This window comes from Rhodoferax sp. GW821-FHT09E07 (genome assembly GCF_059416145.1).
Genome location: NZ_JBWKOP010000003.1, coordinates 217,296 through 244,273, shown reverse-complemented (window position 1 = coordinate 244,273; position 26,978 = coordinate 217,296). Strand labels below are relative to the sequence as shown.

The 26,978-nt window shown below is 62.6% G+C and carries 22 protein-coding genes; 12 read left to right on the top strand and 10 right to left on the bottom strand.

The window, feature by feature from the left end; all coding sequences use genetic code 11:
- Nucleotides 1-103: 103 nt before the first annotated feature.
- From AC07OE_RS06915 to AC07OE_RS06905, 3 genes are read right to left on the bottom strand one after another with little or no spacing between them, the layout of a single operon-like run.
- Complete coding sequence (locus AC07OE_RS06915; protein ID WP_495069826.1) at nucleotides 104-1,546, bottom strand: efflux transporter outer membrane subunit; 1,443 nt, start codon at nucleotides 1,544-1,546, stop codon at nucleotides 104-106.
- Nucleotides 1,539-4,694, bottom strand: a complete 3,156-nt coding sequence (locus tag AC07OE_RS06910) for an efflux RND transporter permease subunit (protein ID WP_495069825.1) — start codon at nucleotides 4,692-4,694, stop codon at nucleotides 1,539-1,541. Before AC07OE_RS06910 ends, AC07OE_RS06915 begins: the two co-directional genes overlap by 8 nt.
- An 18-nt stretch (nucleotides 4,695-4,712) precedes the next feature.
- On the bottom strand, nucleotides 4,713-5,972 hold the full coding sequence (locus AC07OE_RS06905) for an efflux RND transporter periplasmic adaptor subunit (RefSeq protein WP_495069824.1): 1,260 nt from the start codon (nucleotides 5,970-5,972) through the stop codon (nucleotides 4,713-4,715).
- A 166-nt stretch (nucleotides 5,973-6,138) separates the two neighbouring features.
- Here AC07OE_RS06905 and AC07OE_RS06900 point away from each other — a divergent pair, with 166 nt between their 5' ends.
- The gene (locus tag AC07OE_RS06900; RefSeq protein WP_495069823.1) at nucleotides 6,139-6,774 is read left to right on the top strand and encodes a TetR family transcriptional regulator; all 636 of its coding nucleotides are present in this window, start codon (nucleotides 6,139-6,141) and stop codon (nucleotides 6,772-6,774) included.
- 86 nt (nucleotides 6,775-6,860) lie between these two features.
- Here the strand turns inward: AC07OE_RS06900 and AC07OE_RS06895 are convergent, their stop codons facing one another.
- Complete coding sequence (locus tag AC07OE_RS06895; protein WP_495069822.1) at nucleotides 6,861-7,565, bottom strand: hypothetical protein; 705 nt, start codon at nucleotides 7,563-7,565, stop codon at nucleotides 6,861-6,863.
- A gap of 102 nt (nucleotides 7,566-7,667) precedes the next feature.
- Here AC07OE_RS06895 and AC07OE_RS06890 point away from each other — a divergent pair, with 102 nt between their 5' ends.
- Both AC07OE_RS06890 and AC07OE_RS06885 read left to right on the top strand, forming a co-directional pair.
- The gene (locus AC07OE_RS06890; RefSeq protein WP_495069821.1) at nucleotides 7,668-7,898 is read left to right on the top strand and encodes a hypothetical protein; all 231 of its coding nucleotides are present in this window, start codon (nucleotides 7,668-7,670) and stop codon (nucleotides 7,896-7,898) included.
- Nucleotides 7,899-7,914: 16 nt separating this feature from the next.
- Complete coding sequence (locus tag AC07OE_RS06885; RefSeq protein WP_495069820.1) at nucleotides 7,915-8,700, top strand: flagellar brake protein; 786 nt, start codon at nucleotides 7,915-7,917, stop codon at nucleotides 8,698-8,700.
- 27 nt (nucleotides 8,701-8,727) lie between these two features.
- Here the strand turns inward: AC07OE_RS06885 and AC07OE_RS06880 are convergent, their stop codons facing one another.
- Nucleotides 8,728-9,921, bottom strand: a complete 1,194-nt coding sequence (locus AC07OE_RS06880; protein WP_495069819.1) for a GGDEF domain-containing protein — start codon at nucleotides 9,919-9,921, stop codon at nucleotides 8,728-8,730.
- Nucleotides 9,922-9,961: 40 nt separating this feature from the next.
- Nucleotides 9,962-12,178 carry a molybdopterin-dependent oxidoreductase gene (locus tag AC07OE_RS06875; protein WP_495069818.1) on the bottom strand — a complete coding sequence of 739 codons (2,217 nt, stop codon included), beginning with the start codon at nucleotides 12,176-12,178 and terminating at the stop codon, nucleotides 9,962-9,964.
- Between the two features lie 167 nt (nucleotides 12,179-12,345).
- Between AC07OE_RS06875 and AC07OE_RS06870 the strand changes: the two genes are divergently transcribed.
- Nucleotides 12,346-15,270, top strand: a complete 2,925-nt coding sequence (locus AC07OE_RS06870; RefSeq protein WP_495069817.1) for an aconitate hydratase — start codon at nucleotides 12,346-12,348, stop codon at nucleotides 15,268-15,270.
- Here the strand turns inward: AC07OE_RS06870 and AC07OE_RS06865 are convergent.
- Nucleotides 15,267-16,169, bottom strand: a complete 903-nt coding sequence (locus AC07OE_RS06865; RefSeq protein ID WP_495069816.1) for a LysR family transcriptional regulator — start codon at nucleotides 16,167-16,169, stop codon at nucleotides 15,267-15,269. The genes AC07OE_RS06870 and AC07OE_RS06865 overlap by 4 nt on opposite strands.
- 125 nt (nucleotides 16,170-16,294) lie before the next feature.
- Here AC07OE_RS06865 and AC07OE_RS06860 point away from each other — a divergent pair, with 125 nt between their 5' ends.
- The 7 genes from AC07OE_RS06860 to AC07OE_RS06830 all read left to right on the top strand — a co-directional run bounded on the left by AC07OE_RS06860 (nucleotide 16,295) and on the right by AC07OE_RS06830 (nucleotide 23,372).
- Nucleotides 16,295-16,939 carry an NAD(P)-dependent oxidoreductase gene (locus AC07OE_RS06860; RefSeq protein ID WP_495069815.1) on the top strand — a complete coding sequence of 215 codons (645 nt, stop codon included), beginning with the start codon at nucleotides 16,295-16,297 and terminating at the stop codon, nucleotides 16,937-16,939.
- A gap of 237 nt (nucleotides 16,940-17,176) precedes the next feature.
- The gene (locus AC07OE_RS06855; protein WP_495069814.1) at nucleotides 17,177-18,148 is read left to right on the top strand and encodes an ABC transporter substrate-binding protein; all 972 of its coding nucleotides are present in this window, start codon (nucleotides 17,177-17,179) and stop codon (nucleotides 18,146-18,148) included.
- A 12-nt stretch (nucleotides 18,149-18,160) separates the two neighbouring features.
- Nucleotides 18,161-18,982: an ABC transporter permease gene (locus AC07OE_RS06850; protein ID WP_495069813.1), complete on the top strand. Its 822-nt coding sequence runs from the start codon at nucleotides 18,161-18,163 to the stop codon at nucleotides 18,980-18,982.
- 1 nt (nucleotide 18,983) lies between these two features.
- Complete coding sequence (locus AC07OE_RS06845) at nucleotides 18,984-19,781, top strand: ABC transporter ATP-binding protein (protein ID WP_495069812.1); 798 nt, start codon at nucleotides 18,984-18,986, stop codon at nucleotides 19,779-19,781.
- Between the two features lie 5 nt (nucleotides 19,782-19,786).
- Nucleotides 19,787-21,592, top strand: coding sequence for a sensor histidine kinase (locus AC07OE_RS06840; protein ID WP_495069811.1), 1,806 nt, complete (start codon nucleotides 19,787-19,789; stop codon nucleotides 21,590-21,592).
- 11 nt (nucleotides 21,593-21,603) lie between these two features.
- Nucleotides 21,604-22,950 carry a sigma-54-dependent transcriptional regulator gene (locus AC07OE_RS06835; protein WP_495069810.1) on the top strand — a complete coding sequence of 449 codons (1,347 nt, stop codon included), beginning with the start codon at nucleotides 21,604-21,606 and terminating at the stop codon, nucleotides 22,948-22,950.
- 116 nt (nucleotides 22,951-23,066) lie between these two features.
- A complete protein-coding gene (locus AC07OE_RS06830) occupies nucleotides 23,067-23,372 on the top strand; it encodes a hypothetical protein (RefSeq protein ID WP_495069809.1) in 306 nt (101 codons plus the stop codon).
- A gap of 122 nt (nucleotides 23,373-23,494) precedes the next feature.
- Here the strand turns inward: AC07OE_RS06830 and AC07OE_RS06825 are convergent, their stop codons facing one another.
- Together AC07OE_RS06825 and AC07OE_RS06820 are read right to left on the bottom strand one after the other, a co-directional pair.
- Nucleotides 23,495-23,686, bottom strand: a complete 192-nt coding sequence (locus tag AC07OE_RS06825) for a DUF802 domain-containing protein (protein WP_495069808.1) — start codon at nucleotides 23,684-23,686, stop codon at nucleotides 23,495-23,497.
- 72 nt (nucleotides 23,687-23,758) lie between these two features.
- Complete coding sequence (locus AC07OE_RS06820) at nucleotides 23,759-25,216, bottom strand: sensor domain-containing diguanylate cyclase (protein ID WP_495069807.1); 1,458 nt, start codon at nucleotides 25,214-25,216, stop codon at nucleotides 23,759-23,761.
- Between the two features lie 86 nt (nucleotides 25,217-25,302).
- Here AC07OE_RS06820 and AC07OE_RS06815 point away from each other — a divergent pair, with 86 nt between their 5' ends.
- Complete coding sequence (locus AC07OE_RS06815) at nucleotides 25,303-26,484, top strand: FAD-dependent monooxygenase (protein ID WP_495069806.1); 1,182 nt, start codon at nucleotides 25,303-25,305, stop codon at nucleotides 26,482-26,484.
- A 54-nt stretch (nucleotides 26,485-26,538) separates the two neighbouring features.
- On the opposite strand, the gene AC07OE_RS06810 is transcribed toward AC07OE_RS06815, so the two are convergent.
- A complete protein-coding gene (locus AC07OE_RS06810; protein ID WP_495069805.1) occupies nucleotides 26,539-26,874 on the bottom strand; it encodes a histone protein in 336 nt (111 codons plus the stop codon).
- Between the last annotated feature and the right edge of the window lie 104 nt (nucleotides 26,875-26,978).

The window sequence follows — 26,978 nt, the reverse complement described above, 5'->3', positions numbered from 1 at the left end:
CTGTGCCCGCATAGTCCAAAGGGGCTAATCGTCACTCGGAAATGTGGACTAGTTGGCAAAATTCGCCCCAATAAAAAACCGGCGCTTGCGCCGGTTTTGGGGGTTACTGCTGCGCCGTTTTCTGTTGCGCCGGCGGCTCCGTCCAACCGCCGCCCAGCACCTTGTACAGGGTGACCAGGTTTTGCAGTTGCTGCAACTGCACTTGCACCACCGCCTGCTGCGCGGTGAACAACGAGCGCTGGGCGTCCAGCACGTCAAACGAGTTGGCGGCGCCGTTCTTGAAGCGCAGATCAGTCAGGTCCATGCGGGTCTTTTCAGCTTCCAACTGCGCAGTCTGCGCCTGCAGCTGGTCGCCCAGCGTGGCGCGGCCGGCCAGGGCGTCGGCCACTTCCTTGAAGCCGGTCTGGATGGCCTTCTCGTACTGCGCCACGGCAATTTCCTTGTTCACCTTGGCGGCTTCCAGATTGGCCTTGTTGCGGCCCGCATCAAAGATGGGGACCAGCAGCTGGGGCACAAAGGTCCAGACCGACGTGCCGTTGCTGAACAGCTGCTCCAGGTCGTTGCTGGCCACACCCGCGCTGGCGGTCAGCGTGATGCGCGGGAAGAAGGCGGCGCGCGCAGCGCCGATGTTGGCGTTCAGGGACAGCAGGTTTTGCTCGGCCTGGCGCACATCGGGGCGGCGGGTCAGCAGTTCTGAGGGCACACCGGCGGGCAGGTCAGCCACCAGGCCTTGCTGCGCCATGTCCAGCCCGGCCGGCAGGTCCGTGGGCAGCGGCTGGCCGATCAGCAGCACCAAGGCGTTCTCGTCCTGCGCGCGCTGGCGGGTCAGCTGGGCCAGCGAGGCCTTGGCGCCTTCCAGCAGCGACTGCGAGCTGCTCAGGTCCAGCTTGGAGGCGGCTTCGTTGTCAAACTTCAGCTGCATCAGGCGCAGGGAGTCCTGGCGCGTCTTCAGCGTCTCGCGCGTGCTGCGCAGCAGTTCATCATCGGCCAGCAGGTTCAGGTAGGTATTGGCCACCGAGGCGATCAAGCTGATCTGCACCGTCTTGCGCGCCTCTTCAGTGCCCAGCAGCTGGGCCTGGGCGGCCTGGCTCAATGCCCGCACGCGGCCGAAAAAGTCCAGCTCATACGCGGTGACGCTCAGGCCTGCGGTGTAGCTGCTCACCACCGCGCCGTTGGACGCGGGGCCGCGGCTGCCGTTGATGCCCGCGTTCACGGTGGGCAGCTCGTCGGCACGGGCCACCTGCAGCTTGGCGCGGGTCTGGTCGATGTTGAGCACTGCGACGCGCAGATCGCGGTTGTTCTGCAGGGCCAGCTCGATCAGGCGCTTGAGGCGCGCATCCTGAAAGAAGGTTTGCCATTCGATGTCGGCTGCGGTGCGCGCCGACGCCTCGGCTGCAGTCTCGGCCTTCACGGCCGGGAAGCTCGCCGCCACCGGCGCCGCAGGGCGCTGGAAGGTGGGAATGAAGCTGCAGCCCGCCAGCCACAGTGCGGCAGACAGTGTGGCCAGGCGCAGGGCAGGGCGGCTGGGGGAGAAATGCTTACTCATGGGATTCAACTCCGATGTGGTGTCCGTGGGCGGCGTCAAACTGGTGCTGGCGCTCGCTGCCTTTGAAAATGCCGCGCACCACCACAAAGAAGATGGGCACAAAGAACACGGCCAGGAAAGTTCCCACCACCATGCCACCCATCACGCCGGTGCCAATGGCACGCTGGCTGGCCGAGCCCGCGCCGCTGGCAATCGCCAGAGGCAACACGCCCAGCATGAAGGCCATGGAGGTCATGACGATGGGGCGGAAGCGCAGGTGTGCCGCGGCCAACGCCGATTCGATCAGTCCCTTGCCCTGGGCCTGCAGGTCCTTGGCAAATTCAATGATCAGAATCGCGTTCTTGGCGGACAGGCCGATGATGGTGATCAAACCCACCTGGAAGTACACGTCGTTGGCATAGCCGCGCAGCAAGGTGGCCAGCAGCACGCCCAGCACGCCCAGCGGCACCACCAGAATCACCGCCAGCGGAATGGACCAGCTCTCGTACAGCGCAGCCAGACACAGGAACACGGCCAGGATGGCGAAGCCATAGAGCACCGTGGCCTGCGAGCCTGCCAGTTTTTCCTGGCGAGACTGGCCCGTCCACTCAAAGCCAAAGCCGGCCGGCAGTTGCCCGGCGAGTTTCTCCATCTCGGCCATGGCCGCGCCCGTGCTGAAACCAGGCGCTGCAGCGCCGCTGATGCGCACCGCGGGGTAGCCGTTGTAGCGCACGGTCTGCATGGCGCCCTTGATCCAGCGGGTGCTGGCAAAGGCCGACAGTGGCACGGGCTTGCCCTGTGCGTTGCTGGCATTGAACTTCAGGATGTCCTCGGGCTGCATGCGGGCGGTGGAGTCGGCTTGCACCACCACACGTTGCAGGCGGCCCTGGTTCGGGAAGTCGTTGATATAGGCCGAACCCAGCGCCGTGGAGATGGTGCTGTTGATCGAATCAAAGCTCACGCCCAGGGCACTGGCCTTGTCACGGTCAATGTCAATCTGCAGCTGCGGTGCGTCTTCCAGGCCGTCAGGGCGCACCTGGGTGAGCACCGTGCTCTTGGACGCCATGCCCAGCAGCTGGTTGCGTGCGTCGATGAGCGCATCGTGGCCTTTGCCGCCGCGGTCCTGCAGGCGGAAGGTGAAGCCCGTGGCATTGCCCAGTTCCGGGATGGGGGGCGGGCTCAGCGGGAATATGAACGCATCACGGATGCCCATGAGCGCGCCAAACGCACGGCCTGCCAGCGCCTGTGCCGAATGCTCGGGGCCTGGGCGGTCTGCCCAGTCTTTCAGCGTCACGAAGGCCAGCGCCGCGTTTTGTCCTTGACCCGAGAAGCTGAAGCCCAACACGCCCACCATGCTTTGCACTTCAGGCTGCTTGAGGATGAAGCCTTCCACCTGCTGCATCACGCTCAGCGTGCGCTGCTGCGTGGCGCCTGGGGGCAGTTGCACGTTCACGATGATGTTGCCCTGGTCTTCGCCGGGCAGGAAGGACGTGGGCAGGCGCAGGTAGACCACGGCCACGGCGGCGATGATGGCCGCGTAGATCACCAGGTAACGGCCGGCCTTTTTGAGCAGGCGACCAACAAAGCTTTCATAACCTTTGGCGGTACTGCTGAAGCCGCGGTTGAACCAGCCGAAAAAGCCGGTCTTGGCATGTGCATGGCCAGCCTCCACGGGTTTGAGCAGCGTGGCGCACAGCGCGGGCGTGAGCGACAGCGCCATGAAGGCCGAGAAGCCGATGGAGCTAACCATCACCGCCGAGAACTGGCGGTAGATGTTGCCCACCGAGCCGGAGAAGAACGCCAGCGGCACGAACACGGCCACCAGCACCACGGTCACCCCGATGATGGCGCCCGAGATCTGGCCCATGGCTTTCTTGGTGGCCTGCAGTGGTGGCAGGCCTTCCTCGCTCATGATGCGCTCGACGTTCTCCACCACCACGATGGCGTCGTCCACCACAATACCGATCACCAGCACCATGCCGAACATGGTCAGCACGTTGATGGACATGCCCAGTGCCAGCAGTGTGGCAAAGGTTCCCAGCAGTGCAATGGGCACCACGATGGTGGGGATGATGGTGTAGCGCCAGTTTTGCAGGAACAGGAACATCACCAGGAACACCAGCACCACGGCCTCGACCAGTGTTTCGGCCACTTGCGAGATGGAGATCTTCACGAAGCGCGAACTGTCGTAGGGAATGGTCCACTTCACGCCCGTGGGGAAGTAGGGCTGCAGCTGCTCCATGCGCTCGCGCACCGCCTTGGCCGCGGCCATGGCGTTGCCGCTGGGGGACAGCTGCACGCCGATACCCACGGCAGGCTTGCCGTTCAGGCGTGCCGAGGTGGCGTAGCCCTGGGCACCGAGTTCGATGCGGGCCACATCCTTCAGGCGCACAGCCGAGCCATCGGCATTGGAGCGCAGGGCAATGTTGCCGAACTGCGCCACGCTGCTGAGCTGGCCATTCACCACCACGGTGGCGGCAATGCTCTGGCCCGTGATGTTGGGCAGGTCGCCAATGGCGCCGGAGGACACCTGGGCATTCTGTGCCTTGATGGCGGCGCTGACGTCGGCGGCCGACAGGTTGAAGCTGGCCAGCTTGGCCGGGTCAATCCAGATGCGCATGGCGCGCTCGGTACCGAACAGCTGGGCCTGGCCAATGCCGGGCAGGCGCTGGATTTCCGGCACCACGTTGCGTGAGGCGTAGTCGCCCAGTGCAATCGGGTCGATGTCCGGGTTGTCCGAGGACAGCATGGTGAACAGCAGGAAGTTGGAGCGCGACTTGTCCACGCGCACACCCTGCTGCGTCACCGCAGCGGGCAGGCGCGGGCTGGCGCGCGACAGGCGGTTCTGCACGTCGACCTGGGCCAGGTCGGGGTTGGTGCCGGTCTCGAAGCTCAACGTGATGCTGCCGGAGCCGTCGGCTTGCGCCACCGATTCCATGTAGATCAGGCCGGGCGAGCCGTTCATTTCCCGTTCGATCACGGACAGCACGCTGTCCTCCAGCGTCTGGGCGGATGCACCGGGGTAGGCCGCATTGATCACGATGGACGGAGGTGCCACCGGTGGGTATTGGGAGATGGGGAGTTGCGTGATGGCAACGCCGCCCATCACCAGGATGAAAAGCGCTATCACCCACGCAAAGATGGGGCGGTCGATAAAAAACTGGGCCATGAGAGATGCCTCGTCGGTTTACTTGGCTGCGGAAGCCGCAGCGGCGGGGGCAGATGCAGCGGCACCCGGGGCCGCAGTGGCCGGCGCACCGCCAGTCCATGGCACGGGTTTGACCGGCGCACCTGGCACCATCATTTTCTGAAAGCCATCCACGATCACCTGGTCGCCTTCTTTCAGGCCGTCCAGGATCACCCACTGGTTGTCCTGGGCGTTGCCGACCTTTACGGGGCGGGGGCCGGGCTTGCCGCCTTCACCCACCACCAGCACGGTGTCGCCCTGGTTGGTGCGGGTCACGGCTTGCTGGGGTAGCAGGATGCCCGAGGGCAGCTCCGCCTGCGACAGGCGCACGCGCACGTACTGGCCGGGCAACAGCAGACCGTCGGCATTGGGCACTTCGGCACGCAGCGTGATCTGGCCGCTGGTGGCATCCACCGTCAGGTCACTGAACAGCAGCTTGCCGGGCTTGGGCAACTCGCTGCCGTCTTCCAGAACAATGCGTACTGGCACGGAGCCGTCGCCTGCGGCGCGCAGCTGCTTGCTGGCAATCGCATTGCGCAGGCGCAGTACGTCGGTGCTGCTCTGGGTGAAGTTCACATACACCGAGGCGGTTTGCTGGATGGTGGCCAGCTGGGTGGCTTCGGTGGCACTGACTAGCGCGCCTTCGGTCACCAACGATTGGCCGATGCGACCGGAGATGGGCGCGGTCACCGTGGCATAGGCCAGGCTGATGCGGGCGGTCTCAACGGCGGCTTTGGCCGTGCCCAGGTCGGCTTCGGCCTGGCGCTGCGTGGTAACCAGGGTGGTGTATTCCTGCTTGCTGATGGCGTTGGCTTCCATCAGCGGTTTATTGCGTTCGACCTGGGCCGTGGCTTGGGCCAGGTTGGCCTGGGCCTTGGCCACGCTGGCCTGGGCGCTCTCCAGTGCGGCGCGGTAGGGCGCGGCGTCGATCTGGTACAGCACCTGGCCAGCCTTGACCTCACTGCCTTCGCGGAACAGGCGTTGCAGCACCACCCCGTTGACACGGGCGCGGACCTGCGCGATGCGGGCGGCACTCACGCGACCGGGCAATTCGGACTGCAGGGCGACCGATTGGGGCGCCACGGTGACTACACCTACCTCGGCCGGGGGCATGCCGCCGCCAGGGCCGCCGGCACCGGCGGCGCCGTCCTTGGCGCCGCAGGCGACCAATGCCACAGCCAGGGGAATCGAGAGCAGGGCAAAGCGGCCCAAAGACAGGGTGGCGGGTGCAAAACCCACGGTCTGGCGGAACGGAGACATAGGAATCCCTTTGTTACAAAAATGGATCGGAAAGCGGAAGGGGGTTGCCGCATTGTTGACCTAGGGCAAACACCCGGCAAACGGTCTTTGCAAATGCAGCAATTTGGATTAGTATACATACATGCCTGAATGTATGTTTGAACTTTTTGTGAAACCGTTGTAAACCATGGCCCGCAAAACCAAGGAAGACGCGCTCGCCACCCGCGAGCAGATTCTGGATGCCGCTGAACGCGTGTTTCACCAGCGTGGGGTGTCGCGCACCACGTTGCAGGAGATCGCCCAGGCCGCGGGCGTGACCCGGGGCGCGATTTACTGGCACTTCGAGAACAAGGGCGAGCTGTTCCACGCCATGATGGAGCGCGTGACCCTGCCCATGATGGCGCGCATGACGGAGATGGAGCCTGCCGACGAAGAGCAGCCGCTGGACAAGATTCGCCGCAACACGGCATCGGCGCTCCACCAGATTGCCCACGACGAGCAGGTGCGCCGTGTGTTCGAGATCGCCACCCAGAAGGTGGAGTATGTGGACGAGTTGCAAAGCATGCGCGAGCGTCACATTGCCGGGCGCAACGAATGCATCGACGACATGCATCGCCTGATGCAACTGGCACGCGACAAAGGGCAGGTCCGCGGTGACATGGACTTGCGCAGCGCTACGTTGGGCCTGTTTGCATTGATCGGCGGGCTCAAGTTCAACTGGCTGCTGTCGCCTGATGCCTTCGACCTGGAGGCCGTGGGGCAGGCCACGCTGGACGCCTACCTGCATGGGCTGGCTCCAAAATGGTCAACCACCTTGCGCTGATTTGCTCCTTTTTCAGGAGCTGCTTATGCATATTTGGCGGGGGCTGGCGGCCTATTTCACTGTAAAGGTGTGGTGGGGCAAGAGCGCTACTTGAACCAACCCTCGATGGTCTTGCCGGTTTTCTCTAGCGCACTGCCAATGGACTTCAGCAGCCGGTCAAAACTCAGCGAGGCCATCAGCCGTTGCTCCAGTGCGTTGGTGACTTCCTGGCCCAGCTCGCCGGGTGTCAGGCCACCCTGTGCCTTGCCCAGGTCGCGCAGGTGCAAGTCGGGCAGCTCGGCATCTACGGTCTTGTCGCCCACAAACGGCGCGGTGGCGTGGGCCTTGGCGCTGCGGATGATGAATTCGTTCACGATGAGTTTTTTGCCTTTGGAGTCCTTGGACGCAGGCCCCAGGTACTTGGCGATGTTCTTCTGAATCGCATCGAAGTTGGTCATTGCATCGCCCTTCTCGTAGATCACGTCCGGCGATACCACGGCAATCTTCTTGATCACCACGACGTCCTGCGTCAGTGAGGACAGTTCCACCTCCAGCTCCACCGTGCCCACCTTCAGCGCATAGGGCGACTTGAAGCCCGCAGGGTTGCCGATCTGCAAGCCGTTGAGCACACCCCGGCCGTCCGTGGGGTGGATGTCCACCTTCTCCACCTGCACCTTGGCTCCTGTCATCGCGCTTCCGTAGCTGCCAATCGCGCTCTTGACCAGGTGGTCCAGGTTGCCATGCAACCAATAGGCACCACCCAGAGCGGCAAGAAGTATCAGGGCGAGTAGGGAGAGGATCGCTTTTTTCATGGGGGGAGATGGTAATGGCCGACCACCACCGCGGCAATGTGCCACTTTTTCCGGATGGGCCGTCATAGAATTGGTTTCCAACAATACAGACCCCGGGCGGCTATGGCTCACATCACTTGGCAAGATTCGCCCTCTTTGTGCACGGCACTGCTGGACGATGTTCCGGTGTGCACCCTCAAAGTCAAGGACATCGGTGGCGTGGCTGCCAGTTGGGTGGGCGAGCGGCTGTGGGCTCCCCCCAGCCATATGCCAAAAGCTGCCCCGCAGGGCACGCGTTTTTTTTCGGATATGGCACAAGCCAAAGAGGCCGTAGAGCAGTACCTGCGCGACTGAACCACAACCCCCCACGATGAACAGCTTACAAGTGGAGTCCCGCGATAGGGAGGCAGACACCGCGTCTGACCAACGCGATGAGACGCAGGCCAGCAACGATTCCGGCAGCAACACCGCCCAGGAGACGTTTCCGTTCGAAGCCATGAACCTCAAGGTGGGGGACCGGCTGCAGGTACAGCCTCCCGCCAAAGTGTCCACTGAGCGCAGCCCCGTGCGCTTGATTGGCTACTTGCCCGAGCAGAGCTTGCTGATCACGGCGCCGGCCACTGCAGGCGGTGCGCCGCTGCAGCTCATGCCGAGTGACCAGTTGATCATGCGGGTGTTCTCTGGCCAGAACGCGTTTGGCTTTGCCTGCGACGTGCAGCGGGTCTGCAAGCTGCCGTATGGCTACCTGCATATCTCTTTCCCCAAGAAGATTCAGGGCACCGTGATCCGCAAGGCAGTGCGCGTTAAAACCAAGATCATCGTGAAAGTGCGCACCGCGCATGGTGAGGTGGCCGAGCACACGGCCGTGATCTCCAACCTGAGTGCCAACGGGGCCCTGCTGGACGGGCGGCGCGCCATGGCCGAAACCGGGGACACCATTCAACTCGGCTTCAAGCTCAAGCTGCACAACATCGAAGCCGAGCTGTCGATCAACGCCATCGTCCGCACCGTCTTTGACGACGAGACACTCAAACAAAGCGGTACCTCGCTGGCGCACTTTGGCCTGCAGTTCATAGATCTGGACCCCAACGACCAGATGCTGCTGCAAAGCATGGTCTACCAGCACATGATTGAGCGGCCCCAGTCGCTGGTCTGAGAGCCGCCCTGCGCGGTTTTCCTCCGGCTACTTTTCGGCCGTCTTCATGGCGTAGAGGCGCTTGTCGGCCGCCGCAATCAAGGCGTCCTGGTTGGTGCCGTCTTCTGGAAAGGTGGCAAGCCCATAGCTGAAGGAAAGCCGGTAGTCCCCGTCACCCAGCCGCGTGGGTTTGGCGCGCAGCTTGGCGCGGATGCCGGCAATGGCTTTTTCCATCACCGGTATCTCGCTTTGAAAGTAGCACGCGATGAATTCATCGCCGCCCAGCCGTGCAATGATGTCCGAGTAGCGGCACGACGCGCGCAGTTCATTGGCAATGGCCAGCAATAACTGGTCACCCGCCAGATGGCCCAGGGTGTCGTTGATATCTTTGAGGTTGTCCACATCAAACAGCGCTACCACAAACGACTCCTTCTGGCGCTGCGCCCGGTCCAGCGACACCTTGAGCAGGTCTTCAAAGTAGCGGCGCGTGAACAAGCCCGTCAGGGCGTCCACTTGGTAACGCTTGATATTGGCGGTGTAGCGTTCGCGGGCGAGCAGCCCAATCTCGATTTGCGTCCTGAACTGCTCCACGATCAGCACGTCCTGCGCGTTGTAGGTGTCCGACACTGCAGAGTCGAGATTCAGGATTCCAAACAGGCGCTCGCCAATGAAGAGGGGTGCGCTGATCACAGACTTGTACTCCCACTGTCCCGGCTTGAAAACGGTTTCAATACGCCGGAAGTCTTCGCTGGTGATCAGCCGGGTTTCCCGGATATCGCCTCCGGTCAATTGGTAGAGGAAGCAGTCTTCCAGCTTCAGGTGGAACTTGCTGACAAACTCTTCGGTAAACCCGCGCGATGCGGCGAAGGTGAGGTAGCCATCGGTTCCCAGGATCAGTACCGAGCCGGTGCTGGCTGTGTTGAAAACACTGAACAGGTAGTTGAGGATTGTGCGGTAGATCAGCTCGATATCTTCGTTCAGCAAGATTTCCCGGTTGACCCGCACGTTCATTTCCGCGAGCAGGTTCAAGCGGCGCGAGGACTCTTTGAGCTGCTGAAAATACCGGTACACCAGCCACAAGCCCGTCCACAGGCTTGCCAAGCTGACCACCACGACGGTGGCCAACACTGGCAGGCTGGGAGTGAACCATCGCGCAGTAGCCACGGCGGTGATGAGCAAGCCGCCGTGCGCGGCAACAATCAGTCCAAGGCCTTCCCACAGGGAGTCAGATTTCCACCGCATGGCACTAAGTATGTCACGCTGGCGGGGCTTTTTGAGTGACCTACGCCGCCTCCATCGTGATGGCCACGCCGCCCAGCACCGCATTGCCCGATAGCGGGTCACGCAGCTGGTCGTCCAGCAGCGCGTTGATGTTGGCACCGGGGCGCTCGGCGGCCACGCGCAGCTGGGCGCCGGCCAGGTTGTGACCCCAGCCGTGCGGCAGGCTCACCACGCCGGGCATCATCTGGTCGCTGACATGCACCTGGGCCTGCACACTGCGCTCTCCGTTGCGCAGCGTGGCCATGGCGCCATCAGTCACCCCGTGGCGTGCGGCATCCAAGGGGTGAACCAACGCGGTACAGCGGAACGGGCCCTTGGCCAACGTGGGCAGGTTGTGCATCCAGCTGTTGTTGGTGCGTACGTCCCGCCGGCCGATGATGACCAGATCGGGTGCTGGCCGGCGTAAATCCTGCGCAGCGCGCTGCAAATCTTGTAGCAACACGGGCGGGGCCAGCTCCACCTTGCCGCTGGGCGTGCGCAGCATTTCAGGAATGCGAGGCTGCAGTTCGCCCAGATCGAGACCGCCGCTGGGGTTGGCGTCCATTACCTTTTGCAAGGTCAGGCCGCCGGGCTTGGTGCCAAAGCCATCGCCGTAGGGGCCGGTGCGCAGCGCCACTTCCAACGTGCGCTGCGGGCCGCGCAGGCCCTGCGTAGCGGCGATGACGGCGTCGGCGTGGGCGCCAAACAGGCGCTTGGCGTCCTCGGCAAACTGGGCATCGTCCAGTGCATTCGCATCGGTCTGCGCGCCTTTACCCTGGACGATGGCAGCAAGCTTCAGCAGGGTCTGCCATTCCTCGGGCTGACCCGTGGGTGGGGGCAGCACGCGGGGGCTGTAGCGCGCATGGTTGCGCCACGACAGCTGGGGGAAGGCCACGTCGTAGTGCCAGTCTTCCAGCGGCGAAGGGCCGGGCAGGATCACGTCGGCATGGCGCGTGGTCTCGTTGAGGTAAATGTCCAGGCTGACCATGAAGTCCAACGACTCCAGCGCGGCCGATAGGCGCGGCCCGTTGGGGCTGGAAAGCACGGGATTGGTCGCCACGGTGATGAGGGCGCGCAGCTGGCCTTCGCCCGGGGTTTCAATTTCTTCGGCCATGCAGGTCAGCGGCAGCTCGCCATACACCTCGGGCGCGCCGCTCACACGGGCATGGTGGCGGCCGGTGGTCACGCCCTTGCCCACGCCGGGTTTGCCGGCCGTGTTGTTGGCAAATGCGGCGGACTTGGCAAACAGCATGCCGCCTTCCATGTCGAGGTGGCCGGTCACGGTGTTGAGCACATCCATCAGCCAGCTGGCCAGCGTGCCGTACTCCTGCGTGCAGGTGCCAATGCGCGCGTACACCGCAGCGCGCGGGGTGGTGGCCAGCTGGCGGGCCAGGGCCCGGATGGTGTCGGCCGGCATGCCGCAGCGCTCGGACACGGCGTCGGCAGAAAACGGCGCCACGGCGGCCCATACCTCGTCCACCCCCTGCACCCACTCTGCCACGCGGCCCAGCGTCACCCGCTGCTCGGCAAACACGCTGTGCACCAGCGCGGCCAGCAAAAACACATCGGCCCCGGGGCGGATGAAGTGGTGGGCGTCGGCCACGGCTGCCGTCTCGGTGCGGCGCGGGTCAATCACGATGAGCTGGCCGCCGCGGGCCTGCAGGGCCTTGGCCTTGCCCTTGAAATCGGGCACGGTCCACATGCTGCCATTGCTGGCCAGCGGGTTGGCGCCTATCACCAGCATGAGGTCGGTGCGGCTGATGTCGGGCAGGGCGGTGGAGAGCCAGTGGCCAAACATCAGGCCGCTGGCCAGCTGCTTGGGCATTTGGTCCAGCGTGGAGGCGGAGAACACGTTTTTGGTGCCCAGCGTGCGCGCCAGCTTTCCAAAGTAGGTGAGCAGGCCAATCTTGTGGGCGGAAGGGTTGCCCACCACCACGCCCGTAGCGTTGCGCCCGTGGGCCGCGATGATGGGGGGCAGGCGCTTTTCAATCTCGGCAAAGGCTTCTTCCCAGGAGGCTTCCACATGCACGCCGTTGCGTTTGATGCGCGGGGTGCGCAGGCGGTCGGGGTCTTCGTGCAGGTCTTTGAGGGCAATGGCCTTGGGACAGATGTAGCCGCGGCTCAGCACGTCGGCGTCATCCCCACGGATGCTGATGATCTGCTGGTCGCGCACTTTGATTTCCAGGCCGCAGCAGGCCTCGCACAGGGGGCAGATACGGTGGTGGGTGGTCTCGCTCATGGGGGTGCCTCACATTGGGTTCACTTTGGGCGGCATTTACGCATGGCGGTGGCGGCTTGTCGATAACACAGGCGACAAGCAAGGGTACGCCCCAGTGCCATGCAGTTGCCACGCAATAGCGCCACAATGGACCCAGCAACCCCTTGAACACCCCCGGAGGAGAACCCATGCCCCACGCCTTTGCGTCCACCCTCAAAAACTTCAAGACCGCGTCTGGCAAAACCGGCAAGTTCTATTCGCTGCCGGCACTGGCCAAGCAATTCCCCAATGTCCATCGCCTGCCGGTGTCCATGCGCATCGTGCTGGAAAGCGTGCTGCGCAACTGCGATGGCAAGAAGGTCACCGCCGAGCATGTGGCCGAGGTCGCCAACTGGAGCCCCACGGGCCACCGCACCAACGAGATTCCGTTCGTGGTCTCCCGCGTGGTGCTGCAGGACTTTACGGGCGTGCCGCTGCTGGCTGATCTCGCCGCCATGCGCAGCGTCGCCGTCAAGCTGGGCAAGAACCCCAAGCGCATCGAGCCGCTGGTGCCCGTGGACCTGGTGGTGGACCACTCGGTGATGGTGGACCACTACGGCAAGAAGAATTCGCTGGACCTGAACATGAAGCTGGAATTCCAGCGCAACCGCGAGCGCTACGAGTTCATGAAATGGGGCATGCAGGCGTTTGATACCTTCCGCGTAGTGCCCCCGGGCTTTGGCATCGTGCACCAGGTCAATCTGGAGTACCTAGCGCGCGGTGTACACAAGACGGCGGATGGCGTGTATTACCCCGACACGCTGGTGGGCACCGACAGCCACACCACCATGATCAACGGCATTGGCGTGGTGGCCTGGGGCTGCGGCGGCATTGAGGCCGAGGCGGCGATGCTGGGCCAGCCGGTGTACTTTTTGACGCCTGACGTCGTAGGTTTCGAACTGACGGGCCGCCTGCGCGAAGGTGTGACCGCTACCGACCTGGTGTTGACCGTGACCGAGATCTTGCGCAAGCACAAAGTGGTGGGCAAGTTTGTCGAGTTTTATGGCGAAGGCACGCGCACACTGAGCCTGCCGGACCGCGCGACGATTGCCAACATGGCACCCGAATACGGCGCCACCATGGGCTTCTTCCCCGTGGACGAAAAGACCATGGAGTACTTTGCCGGTACCGGCCGCACCAAGCCCGAGATGGAAGCCTTTGAGGCCTACTTCAAGGCGCAGGGCCTGTTTGGCGTGCCCAAGTCGGGCGACATTGATTACTCACAAGTGGTGAAGCTGGACCTGGGCAATGTGACGCCCAGCCTGGCCGGCCCCAAGCGCCCGCAAGACCGTATTGAGCTGGGCAAGGTGGCCAGCCAGTTTGAGTCGCTGTTCTCCAAACCCAATGCCGAAAACGGCTTCAACCAGAACGCGGCAGTGTTTAAAACCAGGCACCTGGCGCGCAGCTGGGACGAGCCGCTGACGACCAAGGTGCCCAAGGCACCGCCCACGCCGCTGGGCGCACCACGCCAGCTGGTGGAGATGGAAAGCAGCAAACCCACGCTGGCGGCCCACCATGCGCCCAACACCACCACGATCGCGGTGGCTGCAGGCAGTGGCTCGGACGTGACCATTGGCAATGGTGACGTGTTGATTGCCGCCATCACCAGCTGCACCAACACCTCCAACCCCAGTGTGCTGCTGGCCGCGGGTCTGCTGGCCAAGAAGGCAGTGGAAGCCGGGCTCAAGGTCAAGCCGCACATCAAGACCAGCTTGGCACCCGGCTCGCGCATCGTCACCGAATACCTGTCCGAAACCGGCCTGCTGCCCTATCTGGAAAAACTGGGTTTCGCGTTGGCGGGCTATGGTTGCACCACCTGTATTGGCAATGCCGGGGATCTGACGCCCGAACTCAACGAAGTCATCACCACCAACGACCTCGTGTGCGCGGCCGTGCTGTCTGGCAACCGCAACTTCGAGGCGCGTATTCACCCCAACCTGAAGGCCAACTTCCTGGCCAGCCCGCCGCTGGTCGTGGCCTACGCGATTGCCGGCACGGTGACGCGCGACCTGATGACCGAGCCAGTCGGCAAGGGCAAGGGCGGCAAGGATGTGTACCTGGGAGACATCTGGCCCACCAGTGACGAGATCCACAAGCTGCTGAAGTTTGCGATGAAGGGCAAAGCCTTCCGCGAGAACTACGCCAAGGTGAAAACCGAGCCCGGCCTGCTATGGGACAAGATCAAGGGCGTGGCCGGCCAGGCCTACACCTGGCCCACCAGCACTTACATTGCCGAGCCGCCGTTCTTCGCGGACTTTGCTATGGATTCCATAGCTGCCCGCTCAGGTTCCACGGGGGCTACAGGTCAAAATGGCTCTGAATCCTCGGTGGAAAATTCGGTGCAAGGCGCCCGCATCATGGCGCTGTTTGGCGACTCCATCACCACCGACCACATCTCGCCGGCCGGTTCCATCAAGGAGAGTTCACCCGCGGGCCAGTGGCTGCTGGCGCACGGTGTGCAAAAGGCGGACTTCAACAGCTACGGTGCGCGCCGCGGCAACCATGATGTGATGATGCGCGGCACCTTTGCCAATGTGCGTATCAAGAACCTGATGATTCCGCCCGACGCTGCCGGTTCGCGCGAAGAGGGTGGCGTGACCATTTACCAGCATGACGGTCCGGACCTTGGCAACAAGATGTTCATTTTTGACGCCGCCATGCAGTACATCGCAGACGGCGTGCCCACCGTGATATTTGCGGGCGAGGAATACGGCACCGGCTCCAGCCGCGACTGGGCGGCCAAAGGCACGCAGCTGCTGGGCATCAAGGCCGTGGTGGCCAAGAGCTTTGAGCGTATTCACCGCAGCAACCTGGTGGGCATGGGCGTGCTGCCCCTGCAGTTCAAGGGCTCTGATTCTTGGCAGTCGCTGGGCCTCAAGGGCAATGAACGCATCGACGTGATTCCCGATGCCAACTTGACGCCGCAGAGCGATGCCACGTTGCGCATCACGCGTGCCGACGGCACCACGCAAGAGGTGACGCTGACCCTGCGCGTGGACACGCCCATCGAGGTGGACTACTACCGCGCGGGCGGCATCCTGCCCTTTGTGCTGCGCCAGTTGCTGCAGGGCTAGGCGATTCTGGATTCCAGGGCCGCAAAGTGCTGGGCCAGCAGGTCCAGCGCGTGGCGTACCTTGGCGGGTTGCTCGCCGCGGCGCACTGTGAGGGCATAGGCCTCGTAGTCCGGCGGGCTCCAGTCGGGTAACACCGGCACCAGGCGCCCGTCGGCCAAGGCCCGGCGGTCGTCGTCGCTGAGCACAATGCTGATGCCCCAGCCCGCCACGCACAAGGAGTGCAGCGCCGTGACCTGGGTGGCGGACGCCCGGGAGGTGACTTGCACCCGGGCCACCTGCCCATCGCTGCTGTGCAGTTGCAACAGCTCTTGCCCCGCGGCCTGCGGCCGTCCACCCAGCCAGTCGTGGCGGGCCAGATCGGCGGGCTGCTGGGGCCAGCCGCGCGCAGCCAGGTAGGCGGGTGACGCACACAGCTGCGCTCGCAGTGTGCCCAATTTGCGGGCCACCAGGCTGGAGTCGGGCAAACCGCCCACGCGCACGGCAATGTCCACCCGCTCCGCGATCACATCGACCAGCGCATCGTCCATCAGCAGCCGCAGGCTCAGCTTGGGGAAGTTGCGCAGCGGTGCCAGGGCCGCGGCCAGCAGGCCGCCAAAGCCAATGGGCGCCGCAATGCGCAGCTCACCCTCGGGCTCGTCCCGGTGGCGTTCCAGGGCTTGGTCGGCCGAGCGGGCTGCTGCCACCATGGCCGTGCAGCCCTCCACATAGCGCGCTCCGGCCTCGGTCAGCGTCAGTTTGCGGGTGGAGCGGTGCAACAGTGCCAGGCCCAAGGCCGCCTCGAGCTGGCGCAGATGCTGGCTCACCGCGGAAGGCGTCATGCCCAGGTGCCGCGCCGCCGCGCTCAGGCTGCCAGCGGCCACCACCTCGGCAAACACGGCCATGCGTTTGAGTTGATCCATGGGATAGGTCTTATTTATTAGTTTTACTTCACAGTGAAAGCAGAATTTACCGTCTATTCAGATGCTTGTGAAGCAATCAAACTTGCGGCTTCGGTTTCTTGTTTGTTTTTCACAGGAGTTTTGTTATGAAAATCGCTTTGATTGGTGCTACCGGTTTTGTGGGCACCCCCGTATTGGCAGAACTGCTCAGCCGTGGCCACCAGGTCACCGTGCTGGCCCGCAATCCGGCCAAGCTGGCACCTCAAACCGGCCTGACCGTGGTGGCGGCCGATGCATTGGACGCAGCCCAGGTGGCCAAGGCCGCTGCCGGTCACGACGCTGTGATCAGTGCCTACAACCCCGGCTGGACCGAACCCAAGATTGCAGAGATTTTTCTGCAGGCCACGCACGCCATCTTTGCGGGTGTGAAGCAATCGGGCGTCAAGCGCTTCCTGATGGTGGGCGGTGCGGGCAGCTTGTTTGTGGCGCCGGGCGTGCAACTGGTGGATACACCAGAGTTCCCCGCGGAATACAAGGTGGCAGCCGGTGCGGCGCGCGATGCGCTGAACCTGATCCAGAAAGAAACCTCGCTGGACTGGACTTTCCTGTCCCCCGCCATCCTGTTGAACCCCGGCGTGCGTACCGGCAAGTACCGCGTGGGTGCTGATGCGCCGCTGTGGGCTGAAGGCGGTGGCCCCGGCAGCATCTCGGTGCAAGACATGGCCGTGGCCATTGTGGACGAGATCGAGAGCCCGAAGCACATCCAGAAGCGGTTTACGGTGGCGAATTAAGAGAAGAGGGCGCTGAAAGACTCGCAGACGCATTGATGCTGCTTGGCCAGCAGGCAGCGTTGGTTCACGCGGAAAGCCGGAATCGAATGCCGCCATTTTTCTGGAAATCCAGAAAAATGGCGGCATTTTTTTTGTCGAATATTCGTTATTAATCAATGACTTACGCAGCGTTCGGATTTGGCATGAAGCATGCTTAATGGCACTCGCTATCCGCACCGTAATTTATTGGAGACAACAATGTTGATAAAAAATCTGATCCGTGTTTTGGCACTGTCAACCCTGGCCGCTGGCGCAGCGCAGGCGCAAGACGTGGTCCGCTTGGGCAATCTGAAATTCGCCCACTACGGCGCCATTTCCTACATCAAGGAAATCGCTCCCAAGTGCGGTATCAAGGTGGAAGAGCATGTGTTCGCCAAGGGCCCCGATGTCATGCAGGCCATCTTGGCCGGGGAACTCGACGTGGGTGCCACCGCGTCCGAAGGTGCTATATCCGGCCGGGCCAACGGTGCGCCCATCTATGTTGTAGCCGGCTTTGCCAAGGGCGGCGCGCGTCTGGTGGCGCGCCCCGACGCTGGCATCAAATCGATCAAGGACCTCAAGGGCAAACGCGTGGGCGTGACCCGTGGCGGCATCCACGAAGTATTGCTGGCCGCCGAGTTGGGCCAGAACGGGTTGACCATGTCCGACCAGCCAGGCAAGGACGTGCAGGTGGTCTACCTGGCCTTTGCGGACCTGAACCAGGCGCTGCTGGGCAAGAACCTGGACGCCATCATGCAAAGCGAGCCGCAATCGTCGCAAGCCATCAACAAGGGTTTTGGCGTGGAAGTCATGAAGCCCTACGACACACCGATTGGCGAGCCCGTGCGCACGCTGGTCATGACCGAAAAGTTCTACACCGAACGCCGCCCCGTGGCGGAAAAATTCATGCGCTGTTTTGTCGAGGCCACCAAGGGCTTCATCGAGACTAAGGGCCAGGCGGAAAAATATGTACGCGAAACCATCTTCAAAGGCCAAATCACCTCTGATGACTTTCAGGATGCGATTGCCAACTCGCCGTATTCCTACGACGTGACCGCAGCGCACATCCAGACCACGACCGACACCATGTCCAAGTACGGCGTAGGCAAGATGGCCAAGCCGCCCGTGGCAATGGACTGGGTGCGTACCGATCTGCTCGACCAGGCCAAGAAGAGCCTGGCCATCAAGTAAGGGGCGACTGGTATGAGCAAAATCAATTGGCGCGCCATCGCGTCCGGGCTCATCGTGCCCGTAGCCCTTGTCGCCCTGTGGCAAATGGTGTGCGTGCTGGGTTGGGTCAGCCCCTTGAAGCTTCCTTCACCCTTGGCGGTGGCGCTGCGCTGGGTGCAATACGCCTCGCCGGTCGAGGCCTATGCACCAGGGGCCGGTAGCTGGATAGCGTGGGCCGTGTCGGGCGAGCTGCTGCGCGACGCCGTGGGCAGCATGTACCGGGTGTTGATCGGCTTTCTGATTGGTGGAGGCCTGGCCCTGCCGATCGGTATTCTGATGGGCGCCAACCAGCGCGTTTACGACAAGATGTACATCCTGGTGCAGGTGTTGCGGCCGATCCCGCCCAGCGCCTACACCCCGCTGGCTATGCTGTGGTTTGGCCTGGGCAACCCGCCTGCCGTCTTCATGATCGCCATCGCGGCTTTCTTTCCGGTACTGATCAACACCATCGTCGGTGTGCGCCAAGTGGACAGCATCTACCTGCGTGCAGCGCGCAACCTGGGCGCCAGCCAGAGCACGTTGTTCCTGCGCGTCATGCTGCCGGCGGCCACCCCTTACATCCTTGCCGGTGTGCGCATTGCCATTGGCGCGGCCTTCATGATCGTGATCGTCTCGGAGCTGATCGCCGTACCGGATGGCCTGGGCTTTCGCATCAACGAGGCCCGGGAGTATTCGTGGACTGACAAGGTCATGGCTGGCATGTTCACCATCGGCCTGATCGGTCTGGCACTGGACATTGGCATGAACAAACTCAACAACTATCTGCTGCGCTGGCACCGTGGCCTGGAGAGCTGACATGAACACGACACATATCCAAGTCAAGGCCGTCAACAAGGTTTTCAAGACTGGCGGCAAAGAGGTCGTGGCTCTGCGCGATATCAATCTGGAGATTCCCGAAGGCCAATTCGTGTGTTTGCTGGGTCCCTCGGGCTGCGGAAAGTCCACACTGCTCAACGCGGTGGCGGGTTTTGCGCTCCCCAGTTCGGGCGCCATCACCGTGGACAGCGCCACTGTCACCGGCCCCGGCCCGGACCGCGGCATGGTGTTCCAGGAGTACGCGCTCTTCCCGTGGATGACGGTGGAGCAAAACATTGGCTTCGGGTTGCAGATCAAGGGCATGGCCCTAGCCGAAATCCGGCAGAGGGTGGACGCGTTGCTGAACATGCTGGGCCTGGTGGACTTCCGCGCACGCTTTCCGAAAGATCTGTCGGGTGGCATGCGTCAGCGGGTGGCCATTGCCCGCGTGCTGGCGCTGGATTCGCCCACCATGCTGATGGACGAACCTTTTGGCGCGCTGGATGCACTGACCCGGCGCAATCTGCAAGATGAGCTGCTGCGCCTCTGGGCCGAGCTGAAGAAGACCATCATCTTCGTCACGCACAGCATCGAAGAAGCCATTTACCTGGCTGACCGCATTGTGGTCATGACCTACCGCCCCGGCACCGTCAAGCGCGACATCCTGGTGGACCTGCCGCGCCTGCGCGACCCGTCTTCGGCAGCCTTCAATGCGCTCAAGCGCGAGCTGGGTCAGTTGGTCATGGAAGAGCAGCAGCGCCACCACAACGATGAACTCAAAATGGCGGCAGTAGACTAGCCTCCATGCACCTATCGCGACGCATCGTCCTGCTGTCTGGCGCTCTGGCGCTTGCGGTGGGGCTGGTGCTGTCGGCGTATGGGCTCGGTGCACGCAATGCGTCGGACTCCATCCAGCAAAGCGGCGAGCGCCAACTCCAGATCATTGCGCTTGATCTGGAAGCCGTGCTGGACCGCTTTGACACGCTGCCCTATTCAGTGGCCCATTTGCCGCTGGCTGCCCAGCTGCTTGCTACCCCCGGCAGTGCTGTGCTGCAGCGGGAATTGAACGACACACTGCAAGACTTGGCGCTGCAGGCAAAGGTGTCGGCCATCTACCTCATGGACAAGAATGGCAAGACCATTGCGACCAGCAACTGGGACTCGCCGCAGAGTTTCATTGCGCAGAATTTTGGGTTCAGGCCGTACTTCCGCGATGCCATCCAGGGCAAGCCTGGTTATTTTTACGCCATCGGCAATACCACCAGCATTCCGGGCTACTTCATCTCGCAGGCGGTGTACCCGGCCGGCGCCAAGCGCGGCTCAGTGGCGCCCATCGGTGTCATAGCCGTCAAAATCACACTGGAGGCTTTTGAGAAAACCTGGCGCAGCAACGAAGATCCGATTGGGCTGGCGGACAGCCACGGGGTGGTCTTTCTCAGCAACCGCAGCGAATGGAACTACCACAGCCTGCATACGCTGGACCCGCGGGTGCAGCAGGAGATTGAGCAAACGCTGCAGTACGTGGGCAAACGCATCGAGCCAATTGCCAGCCTGCAAAAGTCGGCGCGCCAAGGGTTTGGTGAATATGTTTCGCGTCCGGTCGGGCGCCTGGGGTGGCAACTGATGCTCTTTCCGGCGCAGGCCAAGGTGGTGCGCACCGGCCTGCAATCCGCAGCTACCGTGCTGTTGCTTTTAGTGGTGGCTGCCGCCATTGCCGGGGCAAATTACCAGCGCCGCCGGCGTATGGAGGAACGCAGAGCTGCGCAGCAGGCGCTGAAAGAAGCCGCCGATGACCTGGAGCAAAAAATCGCGCTGCGCACCCAGGAGATTTTGTCGGCCAATACGCAGTTGGCCACCAAGTACGACAAACTGCAGCAAACCGAAAACCTGCTGCGCTCCACCCGTACAGAAATGGTTCAGGCTGGCAAGCTGGCCATGCTGGGGCAGATGGCGGCCGGCATCACGCACGAGCTGAACCAACCGCTGACGGCGATACGCGCCTTTGCTGACAATGCCAGCACATTTCTGGCCCGTGGCCAGACCACTCAGGCGGATGACAACCTGCGTTACATCAGCGCCGCCAGCGCCCGCATGGGAAGCATCGTGGGGCAGCTCAAGGGTTTTGCCCGCAAGAGCCCGGAGGCTGTCGCCGTGGTGGAGGTCAACCAGGCCATCCAGGGTGCGGCGCTGCTGCTGGACAGTGAATTTGTGCGGCATGGCGTGCAGTTGGAACTGGACTTGCCGGACACACTGTATGTACTGGGTGACACGGTGCGCATTGAGCAGGTGCTGATCAACCTGCTGCGCAATGCGCTGGACGCGGTGGAGCACTCGCCGCAGAAGCAGGTGCGGGTTATGCTGGTGGCCGACGCCCAGCAGGTGCACATTCGCATCCTGGACTCGGGGAGCGGTTTGCCGCAAGAGGTGGTCAAGCATTTGTTTGAGCCCTTCTTCACCACCAAGGCCACAGGTCATGGCCTGGGCCTGGGTTTGGCTATCTCTTCGTCGATTGTGCAGGCGATGAATGGCCAGTTGGAGGCCAGAAACAACCCTGCGGGTGGGGCCGAGTTCGTAGTCCGCATACCGCGTTGTGCCCGAGAGAATGCATAAGGAAAACCGCGATGTCCAAGTACCAAGCCATCCTGGTGGAAGATGAGCAGACCGTGCGCCTGGCCACCGCGCAGACCCTAGAACTGGGCGGTTTTGCCGTGCAGGCCTGCGGCAGTGCCGAGCAGGCCTATGTGCTGCTGCATGCCGACTATGCGGGCATCGTTGTCAGCGACGTGCGCTTGCCTAACGCGTCAGGCCTGGATCTGCTGGCGCATACCCACCAGATGGATGCAGACTTGCCCGTGATCGTGGTCACCGGCCATGGTGACGTGGTCATGGCAGTACAGGCCATGCGTAGCGGAGCCTACGACTTTATCGAGAAGCCGTTTGCCGCCGAGCGTTTGGTAGAAAGCTGCCTTCGGGCGCAGGAAAAGCGCAGCCTAGTGCTGGAGAACCGCCGCCTGGAAAAGGCTTGGGCCGCCCACCCGTCCATGCCGGAACTGGTAGGCCAATCGCCAGCCATTGAAAAGCTGCGTAAATTCATTCAGAACATAGGGCCGACGCAGGCCGATGTGTTGATCAACGGCGCCACCGGTTGCGGCAAGGAGGTGGTGGCACGTCAGTTGCACGTTGCCAGCGGACGCGAGGGCGAGTTTGTGGCCATCAACTGCGCGGCCCTGCCGGAGTCGATGTTCGAGAGCGAGATATTCGGCAATGAGGCCGGTGCCTTCACCGGTGCGCAAAAGCGGCGCATCGGCAAGCTGGAGTATGCACAGGGCGGCACAGTCTTTCTGGATGAAATAGAGAGCATGCCCCTGCCACTGCAGGCCAAGCTGCTGCGGGTGCTGCAAGAGCGCCAGCTGGAGCGCTTGGGCGGCAACGCCACTATCGCACTGGACTGCCGCGTCATCGCCGCCACAAAGTTTGACCTGCGCCAGCTCAGCACGGAGGGCAAGTTCCGCGAGGACCTGTACTACCGCCTGGGCGTGGTCAGTGTGCATCTGCCCCGACTGAACGACAGGCGCGAAGACATACCGCTGCTGCTGGCGCATTTTGTACAGCGTGCGGCGCTGCGCTATCAGAAGCCCGCGCCCACCTGGAGCGCACTTGAAATGGCCCAGTGGCAGCGGCGCGATTGGCCGGGCAATGTGCGGGAGCTGCGCAACTTTGCCGACCAGCTGGTGCTTGGTGTGTCCGACCTGGGCGGCTCCGACGAAGCAGCGCCCAACGGACTCAGCGCGACAGTGGACTCCGACGGGCTGCCCCGGCGCGTGGACGCTTATGAGGCCTCGCTCATCCACGCCGCCCTGCGTGCCAGTGACTTCAATGTGGCCCTGGCCGCTGAAAGCCTGGGCATTCCCAAGAAGACGCTGTACGACAAGCTCAAAAAGCACAACATTCCGGTTGGCCGCCCCTAGCGGTGGCTATGCGGATATCGGGAATTCAGTGTCCCCGGATTCCGATCATCTGCACGGCGGCGTGAAGCACTTTCAGAAATATTCAGTAAAGACAAGGGCTTACAAAACCTGGAACCATGGTGCTCCATACGCTGGTACGCAAATTTGTGTTCAATCTTCGTGCTGCCTATCAGCGCGAAGCCGAGAAGGCCTTTGCCCACCTGACCTCCATTGGCATCGAGCACATCGCCATCCTGCATGTGGACGACAGTTTTGGCCAAGACGGTCTGCAGGGCGCGCATAAGGAATTGAGTGGAGCGCACCTGGCGCCGGTATTGGTTGCCAAATTTGACCGCAACACACCGGACTTCAGCGCCATTGGGCAGACACTCAGCAAGACACCCGTGCTGTCCGTGCTGGTCGTGGGCGCAGGGCTGGCATGACCTTGTCCAACAACGCCTCAGATGGCTTTGTCCAGTTGCTGGGTACCGACGTAAAGGGATTCATTGTGAGTCAGGTGTTCCCCAAGTCCATGGGATTACCTCTGGTGCGCGAGGCCGCACGCCTAGCCGAGGCGCACCAGATCGACGAGGTCAGCCAGGCCATGCTGGAGGGGTTTGCATCGGCCAAGGTGTTGGTGGAAGCACTGCGCCGCGCGGGCGCCAAATCCACTCGCGAACGCATGCAGACTGCCCCGAAGGGCTTGCAGAAGTTTGTCCTGGGCGGTAGGGTGAGAAGCTATAGCAGCACTAGCCATACTGGGTTGCACTTCGCCGACCTTTCCATCATTGGGCCCACTGACAAGTTCCGGCGTTGACTGCCGAGTGTCTTAGCCGCGGCGGCGTTCCAGCGATGCGTCTTCGTAAAAGCGCTTCTTGGCCTCAAACATGGACTGGTCTGCGGCGTGGATGGTGGCTTCCACTTCGGATGCGTTGTTGCAGGTCGCAATGCCCAGCGCCAGGCTGAGCTTCTGGCCGGGGTAGAACTGGTTGTTGAGTTCCAGAATGGACTCGATGCGTTCCTTGAGCCCCAGGGCAGCACGTTCGTCGCTGCCGGGCATCAGGGCCACAAACTCGTCACCGCCAATGCGTGCCACACACAGTGGCTGTTGGTCACCCGCAGCCTTGGCCAGTACTTCGCCCGCGCGGCGCAGCATGGCGTCGCCCGCTGCGTGGCCCTGGTTGTCGTTCACGGATTTCAAACCGTTCAGGTCCATCGCCACAATGCTCAAGGGCCATGGGCCTTTGCGTGAAATGCGGTTGAGCTCTTCCACATAGAAAGCCCGGTTGCGCAGGCGTGTCAGTGCGTCGTGCTTGCCCAGGTATTCGAGGTAGGCCTCGGCCTTTTTTCGCGCCGTAATGTCCACCAGCGACACCAGCACCAGATCCCAGTCGGCTTCGTGACCGGGCATCACGGCAAACTGCATGTGGATGTTGATGAGCTCTCCGCTGAGGGAGTAGTTCACCACCTCTCGCGTTTGCATGGTCTTGCCATTCCACAGGTCCAGCAGCTGGTCTGCGAACGAATCGCTCATTTCATCCTTGAACACCAGGTCCAGCTTGCCCAGAAGGTCTGAGCGGTCAGTGGCCGCGAACATGTGCAGGGTGTGCTGGTTCACATCCAGCACGCGAATCTGTTCCATGCAGCGCGTCACAAAATCGGGGTGCACGCTGAGGAACACGCGGAAATCCTGGATGCCCGAATGCCGCACCTCGTCCATCAGCCGCTTCACGCCGCTGAAGTCTTCCACCCACAGCGACACGGGGGACAGGTCAAACAGGTTGCGTGCGTGCTGCTCGCTTTGCTCTAGCTTCAGCCGCGCCAGGGTGTGTGCGGTCACCTCCTGCAGCGAGACCATCACGCGGTCCCAAGTGTCCTCATGGCCTTCGAGCACGCGCACGTGGATTTGCACATCCATGCGGCGTCCGTCCAGCGTGTAGTTCACGCCCTGGCTGGAAAACTCCAGCTCACCGTTCCACAGGTGCACCAGCTCGGCCACCATGTGTTCAAACATGTCGCCGCGAAATACATCGGGCAGGCGCGTCACCAGTTCCTGTTGATTGGCGGCGCCATACAGACGCAGTGTTTGCTGGTTGACTTGCAAGACCTTGTAGCACTGGGAACACTGGGCCGCGCTGAGTGGGTTCTTGCGCAGGTAGGAGCCCAGATCGGTAATGCCCTGGGCGCGCCACTGGGTGAACAGTGTTTTGAGGGCGCTGTAGTCTTCCAGCCAGAGGGAGATGGGGGCGGATTCAAACAGGAGTTCAAAGTCGGTGCTGGCGGTCATGGTGGTAGGCAGTGGTTGGGCAGGCACTGTCAGTGTAGCTGCGCAAGGTCAAATACTTGCGAGGCAGAGCAGGGGAGAATGGCAAGATGGAACACGCAATGGTGGTGGTGGGTGGGGGCATTGGCGGCATGGCCGCCGCGCTGGCGGCGGCGCGCGCTGGCATGGCTGTGCGGTTGCTGGAGCAGGCACCGGCCTTTGGCGAGGTGGGGGCCGGCGTACAGCTGGGGCCCAATGTGGTGAAGGTGCTGGAGGGCTGGGGTCTGGGCGAAACGCTACGCAGCGTGGCGGCCTTTCCCACGCAGTTGGAAGTGCGCAACGCGCTGACCGCCAAAACGCTGGGCGTGCTGCCACTGGGGGCCCACGCCCTGGCGCGGTACGGTGCGGCCTACGCTACGTTGGCACGGGCCGATTTGCATGGCCTGCTGCTGCAGGCGGTGCAGGCCTACGGTGTGCCGTTGCAGTTGGACACGACGGTTACCCAAGTCGAGGAGCGTGCGCAGGGCGTGCAATTGCACACAGTGCAGGGGCCGCTGCTGACCACGCCGTTGTTGGTGGGGGCGGATGGTTTGTGGAGCCGGGTGCGCCAGCACCTGCTGCCGCAAGCACAACCTCGCTCTACGGGGCATTTGGCGTTCCGGGCGATGGTGCGCCAGGATGTCTTGCCCGCCGTCCTGCGCAGCCGCGTGGTGACGGCCTGGTTAGGCCCCAAGTTCCACGTGGTGCAGTACCCGGTGCGCGGCGGCACGTGGCTCAACGTGGTCGCCATCGTGCAGGGGCACAGCGAAGGCGATCCGACATCGTGGGACCACAGCGCCAACGCGGCCGAGTTGCGCGCCCGTCTGGCCAATGCACAAGCACCCCTGCTGGATCTGGTCCACGCGATTGACGATTGGCGTTTGTGGCCGCTTTACGACCGGCCACCCATGACCGACGCAGCGCAGCAGGCGCGGGGCCGTATTGCGCTGCTGGGTGACGCGGCCCACCCCATGCGACCCTACCTGGCCCAGGGTGCTGGCATGGCGATAGAAGATGCGCAACAACTTGTCATGTCCTTGCAGGCACAGCCCACGGATACGCCGGCCGCGCTGAACCATTACGCCCAGACTCGCTGGCAACGCAATGCGCGGGTGCAAGCCCGCGCCATTCGCAATGGAGAGATCTTCCATCTGCGGGGGGCGTTGCGCCTGGGGCGCGATATCTCGCTCCAACTGCTGGGTCGACATGTGCTCGATGTGCCCTGGCTGTATGGCTACCAGGCTTTGAAATAAAAAAGGCCCCGACTGGGGCCTTTTTTAATTTGGCGACAGGGTCGCCTGAGTGCCTTACTTCTTTGCAGCAGGCTTGGCCTTCTTTGCAGGCGCAGCAGCTTTGGCTGCAGGCTTGGCTTTTGCCTTGGGTGCAGCAGGAGCCACAGCAACAGGAGCCGCCTTCAACGCAGTGCGTTGGTCACGCAGTGCGTTGATTTCAGCGCCGAGCTTGTTTTTGCGTTCGGTCAGCTTGGCGATGTTTGCGGTCAGCTTTTCAATGGCCTTGGCAGTTTTGGAGACGGGCGCCTTCTTGGCGGGAGCCTTCACCACAGTCTTCTTTGCTTGCGCAGGAGCTGTTACTTTTTTCTTTGTCGCTGCAGCTTTGGGGGCCGCTTTTTTTGCAGTTGCCATGAGATTTATTTTCCTGTTTTGTTATCTGCTCAAGAACTTGAACAGGCCTCTATTGTCCTCAATATTTGCGCGGACCCTGAAAGCACAGGTAGAAAGGAAATCCA